Origin of the sequence: Dokdonella sp. (genome assembly GCF_051958935.1) — a bacterium.
Taxonomy (GTDB): Bacteria; Pseudomonadota; Gammaproteobacteria; order Xanthomonadales; family Rhodanobacteraceae; genus Dokdonella_A.
Genome location: NZ_JBQCFP010000029.1, coordinates 1 through 17,200, shown reverse-complemented (window position 1 = coordinate 17,200; position 17,200 = coordinate 1). Strand labels below are relative to the sequence as shown.

The 17,200-nt window shown below is 69.2% G+C and carries 20 protein-coding genes; 9 read left to right on the top strand and 11 right to left on the bottom strand.

Going from position 1 to position 17,200, the window contains the following annotated elements; translation table 11 throughout:
* Positions 1-84: 84 nt before the first annotated feature.
* Complete coding sequence (gene nadC, locus ACTHK2_RS03340) at positions 85-846, top strand: carboxylating nicotinate-nucleotide diphosphorylase (protein WP_440244279.1); 762 nt, start codon at positions 85-87, stop codon at positions 844-846.
* Between the two features lie 31 nt (positions 847-877).
* On the opposite strand, the gene ACTHK2_RS03335 is transcribed toward nadC, so the two are convergent.
* Complete coding sequence (locus ACTHK2_RS03335) at positions 878-1,666, bottom strand: FHA domain-containing protein (RefSeq protein WP_440244275.1); 789 nt, start codon at positions 1,664-1,666, stop codon at positions 878-880.
* A gap of 143 nt (positions 1,667-1,809) precedes the next feature.
* Here ACTHK2_RS03335 and ACTHK2_RS03330 point away from each other — a divergent pair, with 143 nt between their 5' ends.
* Complete coding sequence (locus ACTHK2_RS03330; RefSeq protein WP_440244274.1) at positions 1,810-2,160, top strand: DUF3301 domain-containing protein; 351 nt, start codon at positions 1,810-1,812, stop codon at positions 2,158-2,160.
* A gap of 39 nt (positions 2,161-2,199) precedes the next feature.
* Here ACTHK2_RS03330 and ACTHK2_RS03325 read toward each other — a convergent pair whose 3' ends face one another.
* The 5 genes from ACTHK2_RS03325 to petA all read right to left on the bottom strand — a co-directional run bounded on the left by ACTHK2_RS03325 (position 2,200) and on the right by petA (position 6,132).
* Positions 2,200-2,586 carry a ClpXP protease specificity-enhancing factor gene (locus tag ACTHK2_RS03325; protein ID WP_440244278.1) on the bottom strand — a complete coding sequence of 129 codons (387 nt, stop codon included), beginning with the start codon at positions 2,584-2,586 and terminating at the stop codon, positions 2,200-2,202.
* Positions 2,587-2,623: 37 nt separating this feature from the next.
* A complete protein-coding gene (locus tag ACTHK2_RS03320; RefSeq protein WP_440244273.1) occupies positions 2,624-3,247 on the bottom strand; it encodes a glutathione S-transferase N-terminal domain-containing protein in 624 nt (207 codons plus the stop codon).
* Between the two features lie 188 nt (positions 3,248-3,435).
* Positions 3,436-4,170 (bottom strand): cytochrome c1, encoded by a 735-nt coding sequence (locus ACTHK2_RS03315; protein ID WP_440244272.1) that lies wholly within the window; start codon positions 4,168-4,170, stop codon positions 3,436-3,438.
* 28 nt (positions 4,171-4,198) lie between these two features.
* The gene (locus tag ACTHK2_RS03310) at positions 4,199-5,527 is read right to left on the bottom strand and encodes a cytochrome b (RefSeq protein WP_440244271.1); all 1,329 of its coding nucleotides are present in this window, start codon (positions 5,525-5,527) and stop codon (positions 4,199-4,201) included.
* Complete coding sequence (petA, locus tag ACTHK2_RS03305; RefSeq protein ID WP_440244270.1) at positions 5,527-6,132, bottom strand: ubiquinol-cytochrome c reductase iron-sulfur subunit; 606 nt, start codon at positions 6,130-6,132, stop codon at positions 5,527-5,529. Before petA ends, ACTHK2_RS03310 begins: the two co-directional genes overlap by 1 nt.
* 242 nt (positions 6,133-6,374) lie before the next feature.
* Here petA and ACTHK2_RS03300 point away from each other — a divergent pair, with 242 nt between their 5' ends.
* Complete coding sequence (locus ACTHK2_RS03300; protein ID WP_440244269.1) at positions 6,375-7,553, top strand: S1C family serine protease; 1,179 nt, start codon at positions 6,375-6,377, stop codon at positions 7,551-7,553.
* Positions 7,554-7,597: 44 nt separating this feature from the next.
* Here ACTHK2_RS03300 and ACTHK2_RS03295 read toward each other — a convergent pair whose 3' ends face one another.
* A complete protein-coding gene (locus ACTHK2_RS03295) occupies positions 7,598-8,713 on the bottom strand; it encodes a transglycosylase SLT domain-containing protein (protein WP_440244268.1) in 1,116 nt (371 codons plus the stop codon).
* Positions 8,714-8,902: 189 nt separating this feature from the next.
* Between ACTHK2_RS03295 and miaB the strand changes: the two genes are divergently transcribed.
* Together miaB and ACTHK2_RS03285 are read left to right on the top strand one after the other, a co-directional pair.
* Positions 8,903-10,255 carry a tRNA (N6-isopentenyl adenosine(37)-C2)-methylthiotransferase MiaB gene (gene miaB, locus ACTHK2_RS03290; protein ID WP_440244267.1) on the top strand — a complete coding sequence of 451 codons (1,353 nt, stop codon included), beginning with the start codon at positions 8,903-8,905 and terminating at the stop codon, positions 10,253-10,255.
* A complete protein-coding gene (locus ACTHK2_RS03285; RefSeq protein ID WP_440244266.1) occupies positions 10,252-10,746 on the top strand; it encodes an N-acetyltransferase family protein in 495 nt (164 codons plus the stop codon). Before miaB ends, ACTHK2_RS03285 begins: the two co-directional genes overlap by 4 nt.
* A 143-nt stretch (positions 10,747-10,889) precedes the next feature.
* Here ACTHK2_RS03285 and ACTHK2_RS03280 read toward each other — a convergent pair whose 3' ends face one another.
* The 4 genes from ACTHK2_RS03280 to ACTHK2_RS03265 are packed head-to-tail and all read right to left on the bottom strand — an operon-like array spanning position 10,890 to position 14,661.
* Positions 10,890-11,999, bottom strand: a complete 1,110-nt coding sequence (locus ACTHK2_RS03280) for an ABC transporter permease (protein WP_440244265.1) — start codon at positions 11,997-11,999, stop codon at positions 10,890-10,892.
* Entirely contained in the window at positions 11,996-12,922 is a 927-nt protein-coding gene (locus ACTHK2_RS03275) for an ATP-binding cassette domain-containing protein (protein ID WP_440244277.1), read from the bottom strand. Before ACTHK2_RS03275 ends, ACTHK2_RS03280 begins: the two co-directional genes overlap by 4 nt.
* A 26-nt stretch (positions 12,923-12,948) precedes the next feature.
* Positions 12,949-13,908, bottom strand: coding sequence for an HlyD family secretion protein (locus ACTHK2_RS03270; RefSeq protein ID WP_440244264.1), 960 nt, complete (start codon positions 13,906-13,908; stop codon positions 12,949-12,951).
* Between the two features lie 39 nt (positions 13,909-13,947).
* Positions 13,948-14,661 carry a TetR family transcriptional regulator gene (locus ACTHK2_RS03265; protein ID WP_440244263.1) on the bottom strand — a complete coding sequence of 238 codons (714 nt, stop codon included), beginning with the start codon at positions 14,659-14,661 and terminating at the stop codon, positions 13,948-13,950.
* A gap of 162 nt (positions 14,662-14,823) precedes the next feature.
* Between ACTHK2_RS03265 and ACTHK2_RS03260 the strand changes: the two genes are divergently transcribed.
* The 4 genes from ACTHK2_RS03260 to ACTHK2_RS03245 all read left to right on the top strand — a co-directional run.
* The gene (locus tag ACTHK2_RS03260; RefSeq protein ID WP_440244262.1) at positions 14,824-15,135 is read left to right on the top strand and encodes a hypothetical protein; all 312 of its coding nucleotides are present in this window, start codon (positions 14,824-14,826) and stop codon (positions 15,133-15,135) included.
* Positions 15,132-16,139 (top strand): PhoH family protein, encoded by a 1,008-nt coding sequence (locus ACTHK2_RS03255; protein WP_440244261.1) that lies wholly within the window; start codon positions 15,132-15,134, stop codon positions 16,137-16,139. The genes ACTHK2_RS03260 and ACTHK2_RS03255 overlap by 4 nt, the downstream gene beginning before the upstream one ends.
* Positions 16,129-16,641 (top strand): rRNA maturation RNase YbeY, encoded by a 513-nt coding sequence (ybeY, locus tag ACTHK2_RS03250; protein WP_440244260.1) that lies wholly within the window; start codon positions 16,129-16,131, stop codon positions 16,639-16,641. The genes ACTHK2_RS03255 and ybeY overlap by 11 nt, the downstream gene beginning before the upstream one ends.
* Positions 16,642-17,060: 419 nt before the next feature.
* Positions 17,061-17,200, top strand: a 140-nt coding sequence (locus ACTHK2_RS03245; protein ID WP_440244276.1) for a choice-of-anchor Q domain-containing protein, incomplete at its 3' end; no start/stop codon positions are given.

The following is a 17,200-nucleotide window of genomic DNA, read 5'->3' as shown; positions in this document are numbered from 1 at the left end:
CGGGTTGCGCCCCCTGCGGGGTTCGTGCGTGTTGTGCAGCCCGCACCCTAACAAAACACCGGCCGCGTTTACGTCCCCGCGGACCTGCTGCCCGAAGGCGCCCGCGGCCGCGCGCGCGTGATCACCCGCGAGGCGGCGATCCTGTGCGGGCGTGACTGGTTCGAGGAGTGCTTCCGCCAGCTCGATCGCGACGTGCGATTCGACTGGCAGGCCGCGGACGGCGATCGCGTCACCGCGGGCGCCCTGCTCTGCCGGATGGAGGGACGCGCGCGCGCGCTCGTCACGGCCGAGCGCTCGGCGCTGAACTTCCTGCAGACCCTGTCGGCGACCGCGACGACGACGGCGACTTACGTCGAGGCCGCGCGCGGCACGCGCACCGCGATCCTCGACACGCGCAAGACCCTGCCCGGCCTGCGCCTCGCGCAGAAATACGCCGTGCGCGTCGGTGGCGGCCTCAACCACCGCATCGGCCTGTACGACGCGGTGCTGATCAAGGAAAACCACATCGCCGCCGCCGGCTCGATCCATGCCGCCACCGCACGCGCCCGCGCGCTGCATCCGGGCGTGCTGGTCGAAACCGAAGTGGAGAACTTCGCCGAGCTGCGCGAGGCGCTCGCAGCGGGCGTCGACCGCATCATGCTCGACGAGTTCGAGCTGCACGAGCTGTCGCAGGCGGTCGCCGAAGTCGGCGGCCGCGTCCCGCTCGAGGTGTCGGGATCGGTGTCGCTCGAGCGCGTGCGCGCGATCGCCGAAACCGGCGTCGACTACATTTCGGTCGGCGCGCTGACCAAGCACATCCGCGCGCTCGACCTGTCGATGCGCGTCGAACTCGTCGAGGAAGGCTGACGCGATCGACGCGGGCGGATCGCTGCCCCGCTCAGAACACGCCGGCGAAATGCAGTGCCGCCGCGACCACGATCGCGGCGACGACGACGCCGATCGCGATCATCGCGCCGCTGGAACCGCCCTTCGCAGCCTTCGCCTCGGGCTCGGCGCGCGCGCCGGCCGACTGCTGGCGCGCGTCCATGCCCGGCGTGATGAGCAGGAAGCGCACCGTGTCCAGGCGCAGTTCCTCGCCGGGCTTGAGCAAGCCGCTCTGCGTGCGCTTGTCGTTGATGTACGTGCCATTGGCCGAGCCCATGTCCTCGACCAGCACGCCGTCGGCGGTGACCTTGAGGCGCGCGTGGTGGCGCGAGACTTCTTCGGCCGGGATCGGGATGTCGCAGTCCGGCTGGCGCCCGATCACCGCGTTGTCGGTGACCGCGAACGTCTTGCCGAGGGTGGCGCCCGAGACGCCGCGCAGCAGGTAGCGCGGCAGCGCGGTGCGTACGCGCGTGCGATCGTCCACCGGCTCGTTCTTCGCAGCCGGTGCCGCCGCCGGCTTGCGCTCGCCGACGACCGATACGCCCACGCGGCCGAGCACGAGCAGGTCGCCATCCTTGATCGGGGTCGCCGCGGTCACCTGGCGGCCATTCAGCACGGTCGGCGCCTGCGGGTCGAGCGGCCGCACCCTGGCGTTGCCGGCGGCGACGGCGATTTCGCAATGGCGCGCGGCGATGCCCTCGCCCCTGAGCACGATGCTGTTCTCGCTGCCGCTGCCGAGCGTGCGGGTGCCTTCGGCGAGTTCCACCGGAGCGTGTTCACCGCCAGGAAACACCAGTTTCATCCTCTCCCCCCAACGTGGCAGCCGTGCGTGCGCGGATTGTACCTGCGGCCGGCCGTTTGTCGCCTGCGCGCCGTCACGCGGCGGCGGTACGGCCGGCCCCCGTGCCCCTTGCCCGGTCGGCAGGCTGTCCCCACACTGTGCCGATGATCGGTACCTGGTTGTTCCTGCTCGCCATCGCGGCCGCGGTATGGGCCTGGATGGACGTCCTGCGCGCACGCGAACTGGCGATCGCGCACAGCCGCACCCTGTGCCGCGAAGCCGGCGTGCAACTGCTCGACCAGACCGTGTCGCTCAAGCGGCTTGCGCTGGCGCGGCGCGATGGTCTGCCGACGGTCGTGCGCCGTTACGGTTTCGAAGTGAGCATCGACGGCAGTGATCGGCATCGCTGCCATCTCGATCTCGCCGGGCGCCGCCTCGAGGCGTGGAGTCTGCCGCTCGGCGAGGACGCGCGAACGCGCGTGGTCGCCCCGCCCCACCTGCGCCTCGTGCAATGAGCCGATCGGCGGTACGCGCCGGGCTGCGTCGCGACCGCGCTACTTGATCACGCGCAGGTGCGGGCGCTTGGGCGCCTCGTCCGGCGACGGTGCGGCCGGCGGCGGCTCGGCCGGCGCGCCATCGGCCTGGAACATCATGCCCTGGCCGTTTTCCTGCGCGTAGATCGCGAGCACGGCGCTCATCGGCACGTAGACCGACTGGCTGATGCCGCCGAAGCGGGCGAGGAACTGCACGCGGTCGTTGGCGATCTCGAACTGGCCGACCGCGCGCGCGGCGACATTGAGGACGATGCGCCCGTCCTTGGCCGCCCCGGGCGGCACGCGCACGCCTTCCGCGGCCGCGTCGACGAGCAGGTACGGGGTGAGGCCGTTGTCGCTGATCCACTCGTGGAACGCGCGCAGCAGGTACGGACGATTCGACGTCATTGCCGGTGCGTTCACGAGGGTTCTCCGCAAGCATGCATCACGGACGCAAGCCCTTCTCTTCCGCGGTGAGGCTGCGCGTGAAGCCCTGGCTGCGGAAGATGCGCTCGCCGTAGTCGACGATCGCCTGCGCCTCGCGCGGCAGCTGCACGCCGAGCGCGTCGAGCCGCCAGACCAGTGGCGCGAGGGCGCAATCGGCGAGGCTGATTTCGGGACTCAGGAAGAAGCGCGACGCCTTGAACGCGCCCGCGTTCTTGACCAGGTCGTCACGCAGCGCCCGCCGCGCGGTGTCGGCCGCGCGGCCGCCGGCTTCGATCTCGTCGACGAGGGTGAGCCAGTCGTTCTCGATGCGCACGATGGCCAGGCGCAGGCGCGCACGAGAGAGCGGATCGACCGGCATCAGGGGCGGATGCGGGTAGCGCTCGTCGAGGTATTCGCAGATGACCGAGGTGTCGTAGAGGACGAGGTCGCGGTCGACGAGGGTCGGCACCGAGTTGTACGGGTTGAGGTCGACCAGGTCCTCGGGCGGGTCGTTCAGGTCGACCAGCACATGGTCGTAGGTGACGCCCTTGGCCGCGAGCGTCATGCGGACCCGGTGGCAATGCACGCAGTCGTGGGCCGAATAGAGGGTCAAGACGGTACGCGAACGCTGGTTCAAGGCCATGCTGGATCCCCTACTCCCTTCGAAGCGAGCCCTTCGCCGGCAATGTACTACGCGGCGGCGGCGCCCGCCTAGGATGGGGGAAACACCACCAGGGAGCGGGATCGGAGCGCAAAAAACAACCCGCGGCCGGCCAGACCGGGCGCGACGCGGCAAGCGGGCGCGGGCGGCGCGTGGCCGCCCGCGCGTGCTCAGTGCACGTCCTTCCAGAACTCGTGCTTGAGGAAGTAGGCGAGCAGGGTGAACAAGGCGAGGTAGAGCAGCACCCACACGCCCATCGACTCGCGCTGCAGCGCGGCCGGCTCGCCGACGTACTGCAGGAACGTTGCGATATCGCGCGCGGTGCGGTCGAACTCCTCGGCGTTCTGCCTGCCGGGCGTGTGCAGCTCGAGCCGCTCGATGACCGCATCCTGGCCTTCCGCGGCCGGCTTCGTCACCGCGGTCTGCACGCCCTGCAGCTCCCACAGGGCGTTCGGCATCGACACGTTCGGGAACAACGTGTTGTTCCAGCCGGTCGGGCGGCTCGGATCGACGTAGAACGACTTGAGGTAGTTGTAGATCCAGCCTTCAGGCTTCGCGCGGGCTTCCAGCGACAAGTCCGGCGGCGCCTTGCCGAACCAGGCGGTGCCGTCGGCGGGCGGCATCGGGCTGATCACCGGGTCGCCGATCTTGCCGCCGGCGAACATGAAGTTCTGTTCGACGTCCTTCGGATCGAGCCCGAGGTCCGCGGCGATGCGCGAATAGCGCATGAAGCGCAGCGAATGGCAGCCCGCGCAGTAGTTGAAGAACAGGCGCGCGCCGCGCTGCATCGAGGCGACGTCGTCGAGCCGGATGTTGGCCGGCTCGAGGCCGCCTTCTTCGGAGGCCTGCGCGACGCCGATACCGATCAGGCCGGCCACCAGCAGGGCTGCAATCTTGCGGAACATCGCGGTCCTCGGAGTGTTGGTCGTGGCCTTAGTCATGCGTGGTCACCCGTTCCGGCACCGGCCTGGTCTTCTCGAAGCCGAACTTCGTGTAGACCCAGATGAAGACGAAATAGCCGAAGTAGACGAGCGTCCAGAACCGGCCGAACAGGTTCTCGATGAAGGTCGCATCCGCCTTCTCGCCGAACCACTCGGGGATCTTCTCCGCGGTCACGCCCGCGCCGACCGCGGCGAGCATGACGAAGGACAGCGCGAACAGGCCGAGGGCGATCCTGTAGCCGAGGCCGCGGTAGCGCACCGACTTGACCATGCCCTTGTCGAGCCACGGCATCAGGAACAGCAGCACGATCGCGCCGAACATCGCGATCACGCCCCACACCGCCGTGCCGAAGAACGACGGGATCATGCGCAGGATCGCGTAGAACGGCGTGAAGTACCACACCGGCTTGATGTGCGCGGGCGTGGCGAGGTTGTTCGCCGGCAGGAAGTTGTCGTGCTCGAGGAACCAGCCACCGAAGGTCGGCGCGTAGAAGATGATGAACGCGGCGATCAGCAGGAAGAAGCCGGTGCCGAAGATGTCCTTGACCGTGTAGTACGGATGGAACGCGATGCCGTCGAGCGGCGTGCCGTCCGGCTTCTTCTTTTCCTTGATCTCGACGCCGTCCGGGTTGTTCGAACCCACTTCGTGCAACGCGCCGAGGTGGAGCACGACGAGCAGCAGCAGCACCAGCGGCAGCGCGATCACGTGCAGCGCGAAGAAGCGGTTGAGCGTGGCGTCGGCGGGGAGGTAATCGCCCATGATCCATTCGACCAGCGAGTCGCCGATGACCGGGATCGTGCCGAACAGCGAGATGATCACCTTCGCGCCCCAGAACGACATGTTGCCCCACGGCAGCACGTAGCCCATGAACGCCTCGGCCATCAGCGCGAGGAAGATCAGCATGCCGAGGATCCACACGAGCTCGCGCGGCTTCTTGTACGAGCCGTACATGAGGCCTCGGAACATGTGCAGGTAGACGACGACGAAGAACAGCGACGCGCCGGTCGAGTGCATGTAGCGGATCAGCCAGCCCCAGCTGACGTCGCGCATGATGTATTCGACCGAGGCGAACGCGGCCGAGATGCCCGGCGCGACGAGTTCCGCGCTCGGCTTGTAGTGCATCGTCAGGAAGATGCCGGTGAGGATCTGGTTGACCAGCACCAGCAGCGCGAGCGAGCCGAAGTAGTACCAGAGGTTGAAATTCTTCGGAGCGTAGTAGCCGCTCGTGTGCGAACCGAGGAACGAGAGCACCGGCAGGCGGTCCTCGACCCAGGCGAGCACGCGGTTCTTCGGCTGGAGGCGCGTCATCGTGGTGCCCATTACGCTGCCCCCTTGTCCGGATCGACGCCGATCAGGATGTGCGTGTCGTCGACGAAGTGGTACTTCGGCACCGCGAGGTTCGCCGGTGCGGGCACGCCGTCGTAGACGCGGCCGGCCATGTCATAGCGCGACTTGTGGCAGGGGCAGTAGAAGCCGCCCTTCCACTGCGGGTCGAACGGCTCGGGCTTGAGCTCGGGGAAGAAGTCGGGCACGCAGCCGAGATGGGTGCAGATGCCGGTCACGACGAGCCATTCGGGCTTGATCGAGCGATGCTCGTTCTTCGCGTACTCGGGCTGCTGCGCCGTGTTGTCCGACTTCGGGTCGCGCAGGCGCGCGTCCACCGCGGCCAGCGTGTCGAGCTGGGCCTTGGTGCGGTTCACCACGAACACGGGCAGGCCGCGCCACTCGAACGTGACCTTCTGGCCCGCCTCGATCTTGCCGATATCGGCGAGCACCGGCGCACCGGCGGACTTCGCCCGCTCGCTCGGCTCCCAGGACTTGACGAAGGGGATCGCGGCCAGCGCGATGCCCGCACCACCGACGACCGAGGTCGTCGCGGTCAGGAATCGACGGCGCCCCTTGTCCACCACAGCATCGTTTGCCATCAGCACTCCGCTGCAAAGCTGAAAAAAACCGCGGGAACCACGTCGCCCGCGTCGATGACCGGCCTTGCCGGTCCCGCCGTCCGCGCTCGCTCGCGCATGCACGCCGTCGCGAAGGTCGGAAACGCCGCGCGGCCCGCGGGCCGGGCCCCAAAATCGTGTTAGTTTAACGAACGCCCCCGCACCGCACAATCAAAGCGGTGCCCTTTCCGTATCGCCGCGACACCGCGCGCCACCGGAACTCCATGCAGAGCCGCCGCCTCCACGACATCGCCGTTTTCGTCATGCGCAGCGTGGTCGTCGGCCTCGCGGCGGCGTTCGTGCTGAGCGTGTTCGCGCCGCGGCTGGTCGAGCGCCTGCGCGGCTCGCCGGGCGTGAGCGCCGGCGCCGAGACGGCCCATGCGCGACGCGGGCCGGTGTCGTACGCGGACGCGGTCGGCCGTGCATCGCCGTCGGTGGTCAACATCTACGCGAACCGCATCACCACCCTGCGCCGCGCCTATCCGGTACCCGATCCGATCAACCAGCGCCTGCTCGGCTACGTCACCGGACCATTGATCCAGCGGCGCGACCAGAGCCTCGGCTCCGGCGTGATCTTCAGCGCGGACGGCTACGTGCTCACCAACAACCACGTCATCACGGGCGCCGACGACATCCAGGTGCTGCTCGACGATGGGCGCGTGGCCCAGGCGCAGGTCACCGGTACCGACGCGGAAACCGACCTTGCCGTGCTCAAGATCGACGCCAGGGGCCTGCCCGCGGTCGAGGTCGCCGAAGACGGCGCGCCGACCGTCGGCGACGTCGTGCTCGCGATCGGCAATCCCGCCGGTTTCGGCAAGACCGTCACGATGGGCATCGTCAGCGCGACCGGCCGCCAGCTGAACCTGTCCGCGTACGAAGACTTCATCCAGACCGACGCGGCGATCAACGCCAGCAACTCGGGCGGCGCGCTCATCAATGCGCTGGGCGAGCTCATCGGCATCAACACGGCGGTCTACAACAAGCCGATCTCGACCGGCCTCGGCCGCGCGCAGATGCCCGAAGGCATCGGCTTCGCGATCCCGGTCACCACCGCGAAGACGGTGCTCGACCAGATCATCAAGCACGGCCACGTGATCCGCGGCTGGATCGGCGCCGAATACACCGACGTCCCGCCGGCCGCGGGCGCGACCGGACGCCAGCCGGGCGTGCTCGTCGTGCGCGTGCTGCCGGAAAGCCCGGCAGCGCAGGCGAACCTGCAACCGGGCGACCTGCTGCTGAAGATCGACGGCGTCGCGATCGCCGACCAGGGCGACCTGCTCACGCGCGAGGCCGCGTACGCCCCGGGCACCAAGGTGCGCCTGGAAGGGCTGCGCGGCAACGTGCCGTTCGCGGTCGACCTCGTGCTCGTGCAGCGCCCCGCACCCAGCACGACCGGCGCGTAAGCCGAGTCCGAGCGGCGGCCCTCAGCGGTCAGCGCCCAGCAAGCCTACAACGCCTTCGCATACCGGTCGCGCAACGTCGCGACGCGCTCGACGTAAACCTGCGTTTCGTCGTACGGCGGCACACCGCCGTATTTCTGCACCGCGCCCGGCCCTGCGTTGTAGGCCGCGGTCGCCAGGCGCGCGTCGCCATTGAAGTTCTTCAGCAACATCGCGAGGTAGCGCGCGCCGCCCCGGATGTTCTGGTACGCATCGAACGCGTCGGCGACGCCCATGTCGGTGGCGGTGCCGGGCATCAGCTGCATGAGTCCCTGCGCGCCCTTGTTCGACAGCGCCATCGGGTTGAACGCGGATTCGGCGTGGATCACCGCGTGCAGCAATGCGCTGTCGAGGCCGAATTCGGCCGCCGCGGCGGCGATCTCGGCCTTGTACGCATCGAGGTGCAACGCAGTACGCGCGAAGTCGATCTTCGAATGGATGTCGCAGGCGACACAGGTCGCGATGTAGGTGAACAGCACCGCAAAGGCGCCGCCGCTCGGCTTGATGTTCGTGTATTCGGTAATGCCGTTCTTGCGCTGCACGCGATAGACCGCCCCGCGCAGGACGCGCGGCACGGGCGCCGTCGTCGTCGCGACGGCCTCGACCGCGGGCGTGGGCGGTACCGCCGGGCGCGCGCGCACCGGCACCGCCCGGTACGGCGCCGCGATGAAGAGCGGATTGCCGACCGTTGCCGCCGAGCTCGCCACGTCCGCGAGCACGGTCGAGAAATCCTGCGGCAGGTACGGCGGCGCGCTGCTCGCGCCATCCGCGACGACGCGCCGGAAGTCTTCGCGCATGATCGAGGACGGTTCGCTCGCGACCGCCGCCTCCACCGTGGAAAAATCGGCGGCGTGCTCCTCGTAGGTCCAGCCGTTCCTCGGCACGGCCCTCGCACTCGCCGGAGCCTCGGTCACGGGCGCCGGCGCGGCCGACGGCTTCGCCTTCGGCGGATCGGCGAACGAGGCGATCGCCTTGCAGTTGGAGTAACCCTTGCTCGTGCTCGTGTAGGCGATGCTGCCGTCCGTGGTGTCGCACTTGTAGAGCACGCTCGCGCGCACGCCTGCCGGACAGAGCAGCAGGAGGGCGATCCCGATGGTGGCGGCGGGAATGCGGGACGACGGCATGGACGACATTCAACCCTATTCGGCTCAACAGTTTCCGCTGCATTGTTCACGTTGCCAAGCGCGGAATGTGACGCGCCGCACCATGCAGCCGGGATGTTCTGACCCCGCCACCCGGCCGCGGTTCCCCTTCGGCGCTAAGCCCTTGCCCGCCAATGCTAAACTCAGCGGTCCACGACGCCTGCACCGACCATGACCGGCAAGCTCTACATCAAGACCCACGGTTGCCAGATGAACGAGTACGACTCGGCCAAGATGGCTGACGTGCTGCGCGCCTCGCACGGCCTGGAGCTGACCCAGGACGAGTCGGAAGCCGACGTCATCCTCGTCAACACCTGCTCGATCCGCGAAAAGGCGCAGGAGAAGGTATTCAGCCAGCTCGGCCGCTGGAAACAGCACAAGCAGGACGGCAAGCCCGTGCTGATCGGCGTCGGCGGCTGCGTCGCGAGCCAGGAGGGCGATGCGATCGTCAGGCGCGCGCCGTTCGTCGACCTCGTGTTCGGGCCGCAGACCCTGCACCGCCTTCCCGACCTCATCGAGGCGCGCCGCGCAACCGGCAAGCCGCAGGTGGACATCTCGTTTCCCGAAATCGAGAAGTTCGACAAGTTGCCTGAGCCGCGCGCGGAAGGGCCGAGCGCGTTCGTCTCGATCATGGAAGGCTGCTCGAAGTACTGCTCGTTCTGCGTCGTGCCGTACACGCGCGGCGAGGAGATCAGCCGGCCGTTCGACGACGTCGTCGCCGAGATTGCCACGCTCGCCGAACAGGGCGTGCGCGAGGTCAACCTGCTCGGCCAGAACGTCAACGCGTATCGCGGCGCGATGCACGACGGCTCGGTCGCCGATCTCGGCCTGCTCATCCATGCGATCGCCGAGATCGACGGCATCGGCCGCATCCGCTTCACGACCTCGCACCCGCTCGAGTTCTCCGACTCGCTCGTCGACGCCTACGCCAACGTGCCGCAGCTCGCGAACTTCCTGCACCTGCCCGTGCAGTCGGGTTCGGACCGCATCCTCGCCGCGATGAAGCGCGGCTACACCGCGCTCGAGTTCAAGCAGAAGATCCGGAAGCTGCGTGCGGTGCGCCCGGACATCTGCATCTCGTCGGACTTCATCGTCGGCTTCCCCGGCGAAACCGACGCCGACTTCGACAAGACGATGAAGCTCATCGACGACGTCGGTTTCGACCAGAGCTTCTCGTTCATCTACTCCAAGCGCCCGGGCACGCCCGCTGCGAACCTCGCCGACGACACGCCCGATGCGGTCAAGCATGCGCGCCTCGAACGCCTGCAGGCGGCGATCAACGCGAATGCGAAAGCGATCAGCGACGCGATGGTGGGCAGCGTGCAGCGCGTGCTGGTCGAAGGCCCGTCGCGCAAGAACCCGCACGAACTCACCGGCAAGACCGAGAACATGCGCTCGGTGAACTTCCCCGCGCCGACGCGCCTGATCGGCCGCTTCGTCGACGTCGTCATCACCGAGGCGCTGACCAACTCGCTGCGCGGCCGCGTCCAGCTCGACGACGGGCTCGCCGCGTCCGCCGCGTGAGCGCAACCCTCGCCATCCGCGAGATCGGCGCGGACGGCTTCGCCCGCGCCTGGCCGGTCTTCCGCGCGGTGGTCGCGGCAGGCGACACCTACAGCTATCCGCCGGACATCGACGAGGCGCAGGCACGCGCGATGTGGACGACGCCGCCGAGCCGCTGTTTCGTCGCCGAACGCGATGGCGACGTGCTCGGCGTGTACATGCTGCGCCCGAACCAGCCGGGCCTCGGCGACCATGTCGCCAACTGCGGCTACATGGTGGCGCCGCATGCGCGCGGCCAGGGCATCGCCTCGGCCATGTGCACGCACTCGCTCGAGGAAGCGCGCCGCGCCGGCTTCAGTGCGATGCAGTACAACTTCGTCGTCAGCAGCAACGAGACGGCCGTGCGCCTCTGGCAGCGTCACGGCTTCGCGATCGTCGGCCGCGTACCCGGCGCATTCCGCCACGCGCACCTCGGCTCCACCGACGTGCTCGTGATGCACCGCACCCTCTAGCCACGCGTCACGCGCCCGCCACCCGTAGGGTGGGACGTAGCGCACGAAAAAACGCACGTAGATGCACTATTCCGCGGACGCGAGTCCCACCGAAGCCTCCCCCGGCGCACGCAAACCCGGTCCCCACGCCGCCCGAAGCCCGATCAATCGAGCCGCTTGTGAAAGCGCAATATCGCCGCACTCATCATCACCGCGGTAAATGCGAGCAGCGCGAGCACGTCGACCCACATCTCGGCGAGCCCTGCCCCGCGCAGCATGATGCCGCGGATGAGGCGCAGGAAATGCGTGAGCGGCATGACTTCGGCGAGCCACTGCACGGCCCTCGGCATGCCCGCGAACGGGAACATGAAGCCCGACAGCAGGATCGACGGCAGGAACACGAAGAAGGTCATCTGCATCGCCTGGAACTGCGACTGCGCCTTGGTCGAGATCAAGAGGCCGAGGGTGAGATTGGCAAGAATGAGCAGGCCGGCAGCGAGGTAGACGTCGAGCACGCTGCCGCGCACCGGGACGGTGAACAGCCAGATGCCGAGCGCGAGGATGACCGTGGTCTGCACGAGGCCGATCGCGATGAACGGCAGTACCTTGCCGACCATGAGTTCGGTGCGCGACAGCGGCGTCGCGATGAGCAGCTCCATGTTGCCGCGCTCGCGTTCGCGCACGATCGAAACGCCCGTGAACAGCACCATCGTCATCGTCAGGATCACGCCGATGAGGCCGGGCACGATGTTGACCGCGGAGCGGCGCTCGGGGTTGTAGAACGCGACGACGCCGATCGGCGTCGCGGGTGGCGTGCTCGCGAGTGGCGCCTCGCGCGCGCGCGCCGGCGCATCGAGCGTCATCTGCGCGAGCTGTGCCGCGGCGCCCTGCACCGAGGTGTCGCTGCCGTCGACCATCACCTGCACCGCCTCGCGCCCCTGCGCCTTGCGCTGCTCGAAATCGGGCGGCACCGCGATGCCCACGCTGATCTCGCCCCGCCGCAGCATGCGGACGAGCTCATCCGGCGTGCGCGCCTCGGCCACCGGCGCGACGACGCCGGTGGCGAGCATGTCCATTACGGCGGCGCGCGAACCGGCCGTGTTCGCCTCGTCGGCGATGCCCGCGGCGAGCCCGCGCAGGTTGAGGTTGATCGCGTAGCCGAACAGCACGAGCTGCATCACCGGGATACCGACGATCATCGCGAGCGTGATGCGGTCGCGCCGCATCTGCCGCAGTTCCTTCAGCACGACGGCCCAGAGGCGGCGCAGGTTCATGCGGCACGCTCCCGCTCGCCGTCGTGCGTGGCCGAGACGAATACGTCCTCGAGATTCGGAGTCGTTTCCTCGATGTCCGCCTTCTGGCCCGACCTCGCGAGGGCATCGCCGACGCGCTGGCGCGCGTCGCCGCGGTCGTCCGCCGTGAGCACCCGCAGGCTGTTGCCGATCTGCGCGACGCTGAGCACGCCCTCGACGCCGACCAGCGCGCGCTGCGCGCGGCGCGGGTCCTCCGCCGCGACGAGCAGCGTGCGGCCGGCGAGGCCCGCGGTGAGTTCGCCGGGGGTGCCGTCGGCGACGAGTGCGCCGCGATCGAGGATCGCGATGCGATGGCAGCGCTCGGCCTCGTCCATGTAGTGGGTCGACACGAGCAGGGTCGTGCCCGCGTCGGCGAGTTCGAACAACTTCTCCCAGAAATCGCGCCGCGATTCGGGATCGACCGCGCTGGTCGGCTCGTCGAGGAACAGCAGTTCCGGTTCGTCGATGACCGCGCAGGCGAGCGCGAGCCGCTGTTTCTGGCCGCCGCTCATCGTGCCGGCGAGCTGCTTCTGGCGGTCGGCGAAGCGGTACTGCTCGACGAGTTCGTCGATGCGCCGTCTGGCGCGCGCGCGCGGCACCGTCTGCACGTCGGCGAGGAACTCGAGGTTCTCGCGCGCGGTGAGGTCCTCGAACAGCGAGAACTTCTGCGTCATGTAGCCGATGCGCTTGCGCAGCGCCTCGGCCTGCGCGGGGATCGAGAGGCCGAGCACGTCGATGTCTCCTTCGCTCGGCGTGAGCAGGCCGCACAGCATGCGGATCGTGGTCGATTTGCCCGAGCCGTTCGGGCCGAGGAAGCCGTACACGTTGCGCCGCGGCACCGCGAGGTCGACGTGGTCGACGGCGACCAGCGCGCCGAAGCGCTTGGTGAGCCCGCGGGCACGGATAGCGACCTCGCCTTCGGCCGGCGCGTTCATTTCGAGGCCCCGCCGAATTCGACGCGGACCGGCACGCCTGCGGGCAGTGCCGCGGCGTCGTCGCCGAGCGAGACCTCGGCGAGGTAGCTCAGGCGCGCGACGTCTTCGCCGATCAGGGCGTAATACGGCGTGAACACGGGCTCGCTGCGGATCATGCGCACGCCGCCCTCGTACGGCTTCGCCGGATCGCCGACGAGGACGCGCACGCGGTCACCGACCCGCACACCCGTGCGCAGCGGCTGGGGCACGTAGATGCGCGCATACGGCGCGTCGCCGGCGAGCAGGATCGCGAGCGCGGCGCCGACCGGCGCCTGGTCGCCGAGCCGATATGGCAGGCTGTCGACGCGCGCCGCGCGCGGCGCGACCACGGCGAGCTTGCCGAGCAGCACGCGCTGCGCTTCGACCTCGGCGAGCGCGGCCGCGAGCGCGGCCTCGCCTTGCGCGACCTGTTCGCTGCGCGTGCCGTGCAGCAATTCGTCGAGTGCGGCGCGCGCCGCGTTCACCTTGCCGTCGGCATCACCGGCGGCGGCGCGCGCGCGGTCGAGGTCGGCCGCGGCGACGTAGTTGCGGTCCTTCAGCGGCAGCAGGCGCGAGTAGTACGCGCGTGCCTCGCGCGCATGCGCCTCGGCCGCGGCGAGGTTCGCACGCGCCTGCGCGATGTCTTCCGCACGCGGTCCGGCTTTCAGTTCGGCGAGCGCGTCGCGCGCACGCTGCGCGCCCGCCTCGGCCGCGGCGAGCGGCGCCTTCGTATGCGCGGGGTCGAGTTCGAGCAGCAGCTGGCCCGCGGCGACCTGCTCGCCTTCGTGCACGTCGATGCCGACGATGCGCTCGGCCGCCGGCGCAGGCAGGCTCACGCGGTCGAACTCGAGCGTGCCCAATGCCTGCGGCGGCGCTTTCGTGCACGCACCGAGCAGCAGCAACGGCACGAGCATCGAGAGGCGCAGCGTTTCGGCCATTCGACGGAATCGGGGACGGAGTGTGTTCACGGTTCGCTCCTAGCCTGCACCGAGGCCGCGGTCGAGCAATGCGATCGTGTGTGCGCGCAGCGCCTCGGCGTCGATGTCGGACGCCTGGAACAGGCTGCGCCAGATCGGCGCGCTCGCAGCGGGAAAAAACGTCAGCCCGATCAGCGAAACGACGGCGAGGCGCGGATCGAGATCGGGATTGAACACGCCATCGCGCTGCGCCTGCGCGAAGCGCTGCGCGAGCATGACCGGCAACTGCGGACCGACGCGTTCGAGCAGCAGGCCACGCAACTGCCCGCCCTCGCAGAGCACCTCGCGCACCCACAGCGCCGGCAACCACGGAAAGCGCTCGACGAGGCGCGCCACGCCGCCCACGAACGCGGCGACGAGCGCAGCGACATCGCCCGCATCGGGCGGCAGCGATTCGCGCAGGACGCCGACCGCGGGCAGCACGCGTTCTTCGACGACCGCCTCGCGCAGTTGTTGCGCATCGCCGAAGTAGTAGTGCAGCAACGCCGGCGTGACGCCCGCCTCGCGCGCGATCGCGCGCAGCGAACTCGCCGCGATGCCGTCGCGCACGTAGCAGGCGAGTGCCGCGTCGAGCAGGCGCGGGCGCAGTTCCGGGCTCGCTGCGGCCGGGCGGCCAGGCGTGCGCGCGCGCCCGGAGGCAGCACCCGGGCGATCGCCCGGGCGCGGCCGAGCGGGGGCGGCGCGGCCGGATCGGGGTTTCGTTTCCTTCGTCATGGCGATAATTTAATTCATCGATTAATTATTTGCAATGGGCGGATGGCCACCTGGAATCGCCGGCAGCCCGACGACCCCGTCGTTCGCGCAGGGCGAAGGGCTGAAGTCGAAGGCGCCGCGACGCCGTCGCAGGCGTCTCGACTCCGCTCGCGATGCCCGCTGGTGCTCGACGCGGACGGAACCGCCGAACGCGAAGCAGGCAAGGTCGCATCGGAGCGCGAGCATCGGATCCGCCGCTTCGGGGGCCTGATCGACCTGAAGGAGCCAGGTGGCGTAGTTGCAGGCATTTCGACTTCGCTCGCCATGCTCGGTGCCTTCACCGCGAACGGATTCGGACAACGCGAAGAAATCCTGACTTCGAACCACCAGCACGTACGCGGCGCGCCGTCCACGCCGTTCGCCCTGGTCGCGGCGGGCAGCGACGCTCACCGCTGGCGACCCAGGTCCCTGCGCGCTACCCTCGCCCGCCTATGACGGACCTTACCCATCACGACTTCGCGCTCGAACCCGAAGACGGCGAGCGCCTTTCCAATCTTGCAGGACCTTTCGACGAGCACCTGCGCCAGATCGAGCTGCGCCTCGGCGTCGAGATCGCCAATCGCGGCAATGTGTTCCGCGTGAGCGGCAGCGAGCAGGCGGTCAAGCTCGGCGAGCGCGTGCTGCGCGATCTCTACGCCGCGACCGAGCACGAGGCGCTGAGCGGCGCGCAGGTCAACCTGCACCTGTCCGAATCGGGCATCGACGCGCTCGACGCGCGCGCGGCCGACGGCGCGCACGATGTCGCGATCAAGACCAAGCGCGGCACGATCCGCGGCCGCGGCGCGAACCAGCAACGCTACCTGCATGCGATCGCGACCAACGACGTGAACTTCGGCGTCGGCCCGGCCGGCACCGGCAAGACCTACCTCGCGGTCGCGATGGCGGTGGACGCGCTCAACGACAACCGCGTGCAGCGGCTCATCCTCGTGCGTCCCGCGGTCGAGGCGGGCGAGAAGCTCGGTTTCCTGCCCGGCGACCTCACGCAGAAGGTCGATCCGTACCTGCGCCCGCTCTACGACGCGTTGTACGAGATGCTGGGCATCGAGAAAGTCGGCAAGCTCATCGAGCGCAACGTGATCGAGATCGCGCCGCTCGCCTACATGCGCGGGCGCACGCTCAACGATGCGTTCGTGATCCTCGACGAGGCGCAGAACACCACGGTCGAGCAGATGAAGATGTTCCTCACGCGCATCGGCTTCGGTTCGGTCGCGGTCGTCACCGGCGACATGACGCAGAACGACCTGCCGCGCCACGTGAAATCCGGCCTGCGCGACGCGATCGAGGTGCTGTGCGACGTCGACGGCGTGAGCTTCACGTTCTTCACCGCGAAGGACGTCGTGCGCCACCCGCTCGTGCAACGGATCGTGCGCGCCTACGAGCAGCGCGAGGCGACCGCGGAATCGCTCGCGTCCAAGGCGACGCGCACCGATGACGCCTGAGCCGCGCCGCCCCGCCGCCGCGACCGCCGCGCGCGGCAACGGCGACTCGCGCGTGTGCCTGTGGCTGCGCAACGAGGCCGGGCGCAAGGGCGTGCCGGTGCTGCGCACGTTCGAACGCTGGCTCGCGGCGATCCCCGAACTCCAGCAGCGGCGCGGCTGGAGCGAACTCAACATCCTCGTCGTCGGCCGCGCGGCCGGGCGGCGCTACAACCGACAGTTCCGCGGCCGCGACTACGCGACCAACGTGCTGAGTTTCCCGTACGAACCCGCGCCCGGCGAACACAGCGGACTGCTCGGCGACCTCGTCATCTGCGCGCCGGTCGTCGCGCGCGAAGCGCGCGAACAGGGCAAGGACGCACGCGATCATTTCGCGCACATGACGATCCACGGCGCGCTGCACCTGCTCGGCTACGACCACGAGGACGAGCGCGACGCGGACGCGATGGAAGCGTTGGAAACACGCATCCTCGCCACGCTCGGCATCGACGATCCGTATCGATAGCCGCACGCGCGACCCACGGGCCTTGCCGCGCCTCGGCGTCCGTCCTGCGCCGATGGCGTATGCGTCGATGCTGCACGCTCACGCGGGACTGCCATGTGCACCGGTCGCAGCGTTCGACGCCCAGTGCCTTCCCGGCGACTCGCCGCGCCCCCTCCTACTTTCACCCATCCGCTCGTGCGCGAAGCGCACGCACTCGCAACCGCGCTGGTTCTCACCCGGCGCGACCGTCGCGGTCACGATCGGCGTGGATGCCGCGACGGGCTCCGGCCGCGCCGGCATGTTCGTGCGCAACATCGCCAACGGCGTTCCGCTGCTGCCGTCGCCGGACATCGAGAACGTCGTCGCCGGCAAAGGCAGCGGTGGCCGTGCGGCGGACCCTGGCGGTCTCTCGCCTGTGACGCTCGCCGGTGACCACGGCGATGAATGGCACGCCGCCCACTGGCACGTCGTCCGGCGATCCGGGACTCCTGCCGCTGGGCGATTCACCGCGGCTCACGCCGACCCATGCGCTCGCCGACGGCAGTCCGGCGATCGACCACGGCCGCAACGCGGGCCGTTT

Excerpts from the sequence above, each read along its gene's own strand:
- ACTHK2_RS03335 (WP_440244275.1), bottom strand. The coding sequence starts at position 1,666 with ATGAAACTGGTGTTTCCTGGCGGTGAACACGCTCCGGTGGAACTCGCC.
- ACTHK2_RS03330 (WP_440244274.1), top strand. The coding sequence starts at position 1,810 with ATGATCGGTACCTGGTTGTTCCTGCTCGCCATCGCGGCCGCGGTATGG.
- ACTHK2_RS03325 (WP_440244278.1), bottom strand. The coding sequence starts at position 2,586 with ATGACGTCGAATCGTCCGTACCTGCTGCGCGCGTTCCACGAGTGGATC.
- ACTHK2_RS03320 (WP_440244273.1), bottom strand. The coding sequence starts at position 3,247 with ATGGCCTTGAACCAGCGTTCGCGTACCGTCTTGACCCTCTATTCGGCC.
- ACTHK2_RS03315 (WP_440244272.1), bottom strand. The coding sequence starts at position 4,170 with ATGTTCCGCAAGATTGCAGCCCTGCTGGTGGCCGGCCTGATCGGTATC.
- ACTHK2_RS03310 (WP_440244271.1), bottom strand. The coding sequence starts at position 5,527 with ATGGGCACCACGATGACGCGCCTCCAGCCGAAGAACCGCGTGCTCGCC.
- petA (WP_440244270.1), bottom strand. The coding sequence starts at position 6,132 with ATGGCAAACGATGCTGTGGTGGACAAGGGGCGCCGTCGATTCCTGACC.
- ACTHK2_RS03300 (WP_440244269.1), top strand. The coding sequence starts at position 6,375 with ATGCAGAGCCGCCGCCTCCACGACATCGCCGTTTTCGTCATGCGCAGC.
- ACTHK2_RS03295 (WP_440244268.1), bottom strand. The coding sequence starts at position 8,713 with ATGCCGTCGTCCCGCATTCCCGCCGCCACCATCGGGATCGCCCTCCTG.
- miaB (WP_440244267.1), top strand. The coding sequence starts at position 8,903 with ATGACCGGCAAGCTCTACATCAAGACCCACGGTTGCCAGATGAACGAG.
- ACTHK2_RS03280 (WP_440244265.1), bottom strand. The coding sequence starts at position 11,999 with ATGAACCTGCGCCGCCTCTGGGCCGTCGTGCTGAAGGAACTGCGGCAG.
- ACTHK2_RS03270 (WP_440244264.1), bottom strand. The coding sequence starts at position 13,908 with ATGGCCGAAACGCTGCGCCTCTCGATGCTCGTGCCGTTGCTGCTGCTC.
- ACTHK2_RS03265 (WP_440244263.1), bottom strand. The coding sequence starts at position 14,661 with ATGACGAAGGAAACGAAACCCCGATCCGGCCGCGCCGCCCCCGCTCGG.
- ACTHK2_RS03255 (WP_440244261.1), top strand. The coding sequence starts at position 15,132 with ATGACGGACCTTACCCATCACGACTTCGCGCTCGAACCCGAAGACGGC.
- ybeY (WP_440244260.1), top strand. The coding sequence starts at position 16,129 with ATGACGCCTGAGCCGCGCCGCCCCGCCGCCGCGACCGCCGCGCGCGGC.